The sequence below is a fragment of the Vibrio cholerae ATCC 14035 genome (genome assembly GCF_000621645.1).
Classification (GTDB): domain Bacteria; phylum Pseudomonadota; class Gammaproteobacteria; order Enterobacterales; family Vibrionaceae; genus Vibrio; species Vibrio cholerae.
Genome location: NZ_JHXR01000050.1, coordinates 1 through 6,004, shown reverse-complemented (window position 1 = coordinate 6,004; position 6,004 = coordinate 1). Strand labels below are relative to the sequence as shown.

The following is a 6,004-nucleotide window of genomic DNA, read 5'->3' as shown; positions in this document are numbered from 1 at the left end:
TGGGACTGGAAACGCCGCGCGTTGACAGTCCCTCTTGAGGCGTTTGTTATGTGTGTGTTTCTGATGCCCACCCTTCCATTTAAAGGGGTAGCGAAAGGCATTTATGCCAAACAGCATTCGATAAAAAACTATCATATACACAAGACTAAGATGCTTCATGTCGATATATTTCGGCCCTGAACTCTAGCTAAGCAATTGATTAATATTTCTTGTTTTTCGCTATTTGTTGCACTACTCCAACGACATATCTCGTCAATAGTCCTGCCACAACCTATGCAGATGTCTTTGTCATCTAAACAACAATGACGAACACAAGGACTCTTATATGAACACGTTTCAATCGGTTCAGCTCTTTTAACGTTTTGATTTTCAGACATAGTGCACCTCACGTCTGAATTATAAGCGCAGAGCTATGAAAGTTTTCCAGAAAAACACATAACGCCCGCCTAAGGGGCTGGCAACGCATTACCACTAAACTCAAACACAACAACCGAAACCACCGCGGCTCAATGGGACTGGAAACGCCGCGCGTTGACAGTCCCGCTTGAGGCGTTTGTTAGGTGAATTTACTCGTACACCTGCTCATTGTGTTTTAACCAACCATGAGCATGACGATTTTGAGGATCTTTATGAGTCCAGTGAAGAACCCCACCCTTTTTGTTCCATTCGTATTCACCATAAAACTCAACACTATCGCCAACTTTCAAGTTCGGAATTCTTGGTGCTAAGTCGATGTTATGTGCAACCAGCAATGTTTGTCCGCTATTGAGCTTTAAGATGAATTTTTGATGCCTCGAACCATCATTGTCGTCGGGCAACACTTTTACTACTTGTCCAAGTCCTTGAACTTGCAAGTCACTTTGCTGCGATTGATAAGCTTGTTGTAAAACGGCGTCATTGGCATACAAGCTAACCGAAAAACAGCTTGTGAGAACGAGCCAAAAAGCTAAAAACCATTTCATAAAACTGTCCTTGTTCAATCCACTGACCATTCACCTAACGCCCGCCTAAGGGGCTGGCAACGCATAACACTAAACTCAACCACAACAACCGTAACCACCGCGGCTCAATGGGACTGGAAACGCTACGCGTTGACAGTCCCTCTTGAGGCGTTTGTTATGCTTAAGCTTCAACACTTTACATTTAATCAAATCAATGATAACCAACTGAAATCATTGGCCAAACTCCGAGTTTCCTTGAATTAGAACTGGCTCAATTTTTACCTATGAACTGACCAATGCAGGCTTTCATTTAGCAACTAGGCCAATGTGGAGACCCTCTCCGATAAACCAACTCACCACGCATGGGCGCGACAACTCAATGAGGCAATAACACTGAAATTTACAGCGACAGACACATTGCCGTTTCATTAGGCAGCGAAAAACAATGCTCAATTGCCGACTGACTTTCAGCCTGTAAGTAAAGGCACCAAACGGCTCAAAACGACTTGAGCCAGCAACATTCACCCCGCGCAGACTCAATATTGCAATGAGGCAATAACACTGAATTTTTAGCACCAGATACATTGCTGCTTCATTAGACAGCGACAAACAATATTGAATTGCCGACAAAACCAGAACGAAATGCCAAAGGAATCGACAATCACAACCTGCTGATTTTTTATGGATTAAGCATAACGCCCGCCTAAGGGGCTGGCAACGCACTATCACCAAACTCAAACACAACAACTGCAACCACCGCGGCTCAATGGGACTGGAAACGCCACGCGTTGACAGTCCCTCTTGAGGCGTTTGTTATGAGGCGGATTCACCGTCTGCTCTTGACGTAATTCCCAACTCTTTCTGTAACCTTTTACTAAGCCCGAGCACAACAAGACGGTAGGACTCAGACAAGTAATACTTCAACTCTTCGTCTAATACACCTGACGTCTCCGTTTGTTGGATCCACTTCATACCTCGGTTGGCGAAGTAAGGGGCGGGAATATAACCATCGTGTTCACTCAGATACTCAAAGTTCAAATCCGATGTTTTGAAAGTAAAAACGGGGTGCTGATCCTTGCCGATACTGCCAATAGAAAACACTTTTCCCGCCACTTTCCAAACATGGGAGCCACCCCATTGCACCACGTATGTAGTAGCAGGAAAGGAACGACAAAATTGGTTGAACTCATCGTGATTCATCTTTGTTTTCCTATAGCCTCATAACGCCCGCCTAAGGGGCTGGCAACGCATAACACTGAACTCAAACAAACAACTGCAACCACAGCGGCTCAATGGGACTGGAAACGCCGCGCGTTGACAGTCCCTCTTGAGGCGTTTGTTATATGCGTTTTTCAACACAATAAGCATACAAATCCAGCGCAACCTTGATAGCCTCTTGGACTGCTGGAAATGAAGCTTCGAACGTTTCAATAATAGGGTCTATGCTTGGGACTTTGACCTCGACAATAACTGACTTTCCAGATTGCCTGACCACTAATGGATGGGCATTGAAATCGTTGAAGATGAGTGATAACTCTTCATACCTTTCTGCTTGAGCCAAAAACATAATTTTCACCGCATCACCATAAATTTGATGAACAATCGGCATCTTTTTCTCTACACCAAAAGGGTAAAAATTAATCCAAGTATGCCCTTCTGCTCTTGGTTTACTTTTTTCTGGCCGAAGCTCTGGATGATATTTAGAAACGTACTCTAAATACTTTCTGGCATATTCTGTCATCGCTATAGAAACGCATGAAACATATCCTCTTCTTTGCTTTTCAACTGCAGAAGTCAGGACATTAGCACGATAATTACTACGTGCACTATTCTTGGACTTTAAGTAGCCAATAATGTCTTCATATGCAATTTCACAGTCATATGGCTCTATATTTCTTTCTAGATAGGCCAGAGGAGCTAATATGCATGTTCTGAAATCTTCCCAATATCCTTGCTCTTTACCTTTATGACCTCGAAGCTGATATCTCTCACCTTGTTCAGGTTGAGCGTCTGCATCAATTTTATTTTCTATCAAAAGACCTTCAACAACTCCATTGTCAGATTGGAATTTAAAAATAAGATCTGACTCCCCCAAAGTAGCGTCAGAAACTGAATGCCACACTCCGAGTGATTTTACAGTGGTAGCCTCTCCCAGAGCTTTGTAAACAAACCAATTTGCAAAGCTAGGTGATACTTGTAACTCTTCAATCAATAGGAGATCAATGTCTCTTTCTGTCACATTACGAAATGAGTTCAAACTATCCATTTTGCCTCACTAGCATATAACGCCCGCCTAAGGGGCTGGCAACGCATACCACTAAACTCAATCACAACAACCGTAACCACCGCGGCTCAATGGGACTGGAAACGCCACGCGTTGACAGTCCCTCTTGAGGCGTTTGTTATGTGAATTTTTACAGACGTATTGTGCGAACTGGGTTGCTATTGTTCCAAGTTACGAATTTAGCCAACTCATCGGAATCAATATGGCAAGGATCCCTGAAATAGATATTAATTCGTCCTTCAAGCTCTTCATGTGGCTCAACATCAACAATGCTCCCTATTAAAGCAACACCTTTGGCATTCGTTAATACCACAAAAGAAGAATCTCTAGCATTACTAATACTGGCTTTAAAACCATGAGCTCTCAGCTTAAATGTGCTTTCTTGAATACTATTTTTTTCTGTCAGGTCATCATTTAGCCGTACAACAACACAATTTTTATTACGCTCACCAAAAATAGGCTTCGCTAGTCGACGTTCAACCTCTGCCAACAAAGGCTCTTTCCTTATTTTATTCACTCTTTTTCCTTTTCTACAATTTCCATTTTGGGTAGGAATTACCAAATTCACATAACGCCCGCCTAAAGGGCTGACAACGCATAACACTAAACTCAACCACAACAACCGAAACCAGCGCGGCTCATTGGGACTGGAAACGCCACGCGTTGACAGTCCCTCTTGAGGCGTTTGTTATGCTTAAGCTTCAACACTTTACATTTGAACCAACTCAAGAGTAACCCACTGAAATCATTAACCAAACTTCGAATTTCCTTGAGTTAGAACTGACTCAAATTTTACCTATGAACTGACCAAAGCAGAGTTTCATCTATCAACTCAGCTAATGTTGAAACCCTCTCCGACAAACTCACTCACCACACATTGGCACAACAACTCAATGAGGTAATAACACTGAAATTTACAGCGACAGACACATTGCCGTTTCATTAGGCAGCGCAAAACAATGCTCAATTGCCGACAAACTTTAAGCCTATAAGTAAAGGCACCAAACTGCTCAAAGCGACTTGAGAGAGCAAAACTCACCTCGCGTGGACTCAAAAGCCCAATGAGGCAATCACTCAGAATTTACAGCGCCAGATACATTGCCGCTTCATTAGGCAGCGAAAAACAATATTGAATTGCCGAAAAAACATGAACGAAATACCAAAGGAGTCGACAACCACAACCTACTGATTTTTATGGATTAAGCATAACGCCCGGTTAAGGGGCAGCCAACGCCACTACCAAGCTTCCGCATAACACCGTAACCACAAAAACCAACGCATAGTGAAAATGCCACGCGTTGGCTGTCCCTCTTGAACCGTTTGTTAGTGTGATGGAGTTAAATGATTTAATACTGAGTGATACCAGCTTTCTAAAAAGTTGAAAGCAACAACCGTAAGCCTGATACAAGCATCATGACTAAGAGTTATATAACCTTCATTGATGTCGATACCGTCGTATCGGGAAGCTAATTGTTTTATTGCAGTAGCTTTAGAAAACCCCTCAATGCAAGAGTCATTGTGAACGATACAATTTCGTAGTTCGATTAACCCTTTAACATCTTGGAGATTTGACGGATTTTCTGGTGCGGTAACACCACAAACTGACGAGCAATACTTAATAAATCTTTCAATAGCACTACCTTTTAGATCATTCCACTTTAGTGGCTGATCGGTTGCTAGCTTGAGCTGATTACAAAATGCAGAGAATTCCCGTTCGAGAACAATTAGCACAGTAACAATATGGCTTTTTCGGGTAACGTCAGGAAAACAGTCACAAGTAAGACCGTCAGAATTACTACCAAGCTCAATACTTTCTGTTTTCTCAAGTATCAATAATAAGTCTTGTACATAACAATCCAAATCCACCAAATTACCGAAAAACTGCGTTTCATGAGGTATATTCAAATGTTTTTCCTCTTAATCACACTAACGCCCGCCTAAGGGGCTGACAACGCATAACACTAAACTCAAACACAACAACCGAAACCACCGCGGCTCATTGGGACTGGAAACGCCGCGCGTTGACAGTCCCTCTTGAGGCGTTTGTTAGCCGTTTTTTTCCAAACCTACTGTTTCGTAAGCATTAACCGACGCAAATCTCGCTCCGCACGCATAACAAAAAGAATACGAACCTTTGCATCATCATACTTATAGAAAACACGACACGGATTTACAACGACTTCACGATAATTGAGGTGTTCTAGTTCTAAAGGGACGCGCCCAGACTCTGGAAAATCGGCCAAACGTTCAACTTTTGTAAAAACGGTTTGCACGAGTTGTTTAGCAGCCACGACATTTTCAAGCGCGATGTATTCAGCAATATCATTCAGGTCGGATAGAGCCGGCTCCGTCCAAATTATTTCAGCCATTTTGACATTCTGTCCTTAGCATCTTGATGGCTGACCACTTTGCCATCCGCTAGAGCTCGCTCTCCACGAGCAATACCTTCCAGGATCGCTAAACGATTTTGCATAAATTCATAGTCGTCTACATCAATAAGGTAAGCTGACGGTTTTCCGTGCTCAGTTATCAATACTGGCTCTTTCGTATCATGAAGATCGGCAAGGATCTTAGTGGCCTGACGTTTTAGTGACGTCACAAGTTCTACTTTCATTTGAGCTGCTCCAAAGAAACACTGAAGTGATACTATTCTATCACTCTGAGCATAGCAAGTTTTCAAACGGCTAACGCCCGCCTAAGGGGCTGACAACGCATAACACAAAACTCAAACACACCAACCGTAACCACCGCGGCTCAATGGGACTGGAAACGCCACGCG

11 protein-coding genes are annotated in these 6,004 nt (G+C 42.9%); 1 reads left to right on the top strand and 10 read right to left on the bottom strand.

All coding sequences use genetic code 11. The features are described from left to right. Window positions 1-180, top strand: a 180-nt coding sequence (locus T411_RS1000000120525; protein ID WP_211251927.1) for a hypothetical protein, incomplete at its 5' end; no start/stop codon positions are given. On the opposite strand, the gene T411_RS01000000119665 is transcribed toward T411_RS1000000120525, so the two are convergent. The 10 genes from T411_RS01000000119665 to T411_RS0115385 all read right to left on the bottom strand — a co-directional run bounded on the left by T411_RS01000000119665 (window position 156) and on the right by T411_RS0115385 (window position 5,839). Beyond that, window positions 156-389, bottom strand: coding sequence for a DUF1289 domain-containing protein (locus T411_RS01000000119665; protein ID WP_001894924.1), 234 nt, complete (start codon window positions 387-389; stop codon window positions 156-158). The genes T411_RS1000000120525 and T411_RS01000000119665 overlap by 25 nt on opposite strands. Before the next feature lie 177 nt (window positions 390-566). Next, window positions 567-962, bottom strand: a complete 396-nt coding sequence (locus T411_RS0115415; protein ID WP_027694910.1) for a DUF3465 domain-containing protein — start codon at window positions 960-962, stop codon at window positions 567-569. A gap of 285 nt (window positions 963-1,247) precedes the next feature. Next, window positions 1,248-1,526, bottom strand: coding sequence for a DUF3709 domain-containing protein (locus T411_RS01000000119660; protein WP_032473865.1), 279 nt, complete (start codon window positions 1,524-1,526; stop codon window positions 1,248-1,250). Between the two features lie 228 nt (window positions 1,527-1,754). Next, entirely contained in the window at window positions 1,755-2,141 is a 387-nt protein-coding gene (locus T411_RS0115410) for an MmcQ/YjbR family DNA-binding protein (RefSeq protein WP_001015083.1), read from the bottom strand. Between the two features lie 139 nt (window positions 2,142-2,280). Beyond that, the gene (locus T411_RS0115405; protein WP_000377815.1) at window positions 2,281-3,207 is read right to left on the bottom strand and encodes a hypothetical protein; all 927 of its coding nucleotides are present in this window, start codon (window positions 3,205-3,207) and stop codon (window positions 2,281-2,283) included. Window positions 3,208-3,355: 148 nt separating this feature from the next. Continuing rightward, the gene (locus T411_RS0115400; RefSeq protein WP_012706054.1) at window positions 3,356-3,793 is read right to left on the bottom strand and encodes a hypothetical protein; all 438 of its coding nucleotides are present in this window, start codon (window positions 3,791-3,793) and stop codon (window positions 3,356-3,358) included. Window positions 3,794-4,057: 264 nt separating this feature from the next. After that, window positions 4,058-4,306: a DUF3709 domain-containing protein gene (locus T411_RS01000000119655; protein WP_313904856.1), complete on the bottom strand. Its 249-nt coding sequence runs from the start codon at window positions 4,304-4,306 to the stop codon at window positions 4,058-4,060. Between the two features lie 242 nt (window positions 4,307-4,548). After that, window positions 4,549-5,130: a hypothetical protein gene (locus tag T411_RS0115395; protein ID WP_001025027.1), complete on the bottom strand. Its 582-nt coding sequence runs from the start codon at window positions 5,128-5,130 to the stop codon at window positions 4,549-4,551. A 161-nt stretch (window positions 5,131-5,291) separates the two neighbouring features. Continuing rightward, entirely contained in the window at window positions 5,292-5,594 is a 303-nt protein-coding gene (locus tag T411_RS0115390; protein WP_000807826.1) for a type II toxin-antitoxin system RelE/ParE family toxin, read from the bottom strand. After that, window positions 5,582-5,839 (bottom strand): type II toxin-antitoxin system Phd/YefM family antitoxin, encoded by a 258-nt coding sequence (locus T411_RS0115385; protein ID WP_000861987.1) that lies wholly within the window; start codon window positions 5,837-5,839, stop codon window positions 5,582-5,584. The genes T411_RS0115390 and T411_RS0115385 overlap by 13 nt, the downstream gene beginning before the upstream one ends. Between the last annotated feature and the right edge of the window lie 165 nt (window positions 5,840-6,004).

What these genes read in the sequence shown, in the direction of transcription:
- T411_RS0115385 (WP_000861987.1), bottom strand. Translation starts at nt 5,839, where the DNA reads ATGAAAGTAGAACTTGTGACGTCACTAAAACGTCAGGCCACTAAGATC.
- T411_RS0115405 (WP_000377815.1), bottom strand. Translation starts at nt 3,207, where the DNA reads ATGGATAGTTTGAACTCATTTCGTAATGTGACAGAAAGAGACATTGAT.
- T411_RS0115415 (WP_027694910.1), bottom strand. Translation starts at nt 962, where the DNA reads ATGAAATGGTTTTTAGCTTTTTGGCTCGTTCTCACAAGCTGTTTTTCG.
- T411_RS01000000119660 (WP_032473865.1), bottom strand. Translation starts at nt 1,526, where the DNA reads ATGTATCTGGTGCTAAAAATTCAGTGTTATTGCCTCATTGCAATATTG.
- T411_RS0115390 (WP_000807826.1), bottom strand. Translation starts at nt 5,594, where the DNA reads ATGGCTGAAATAATTTGGACGGAGCCGGCTCTATCCGACCTGAATGAT.
- T411_RS0115410 (WP_001015083.1), bottom strand. Translation starts at nt 2,141, where the DNA reads ATGAATCACGATGAGTTCAACCAATTTTGTCGTTCCTTTCCTGCTACT.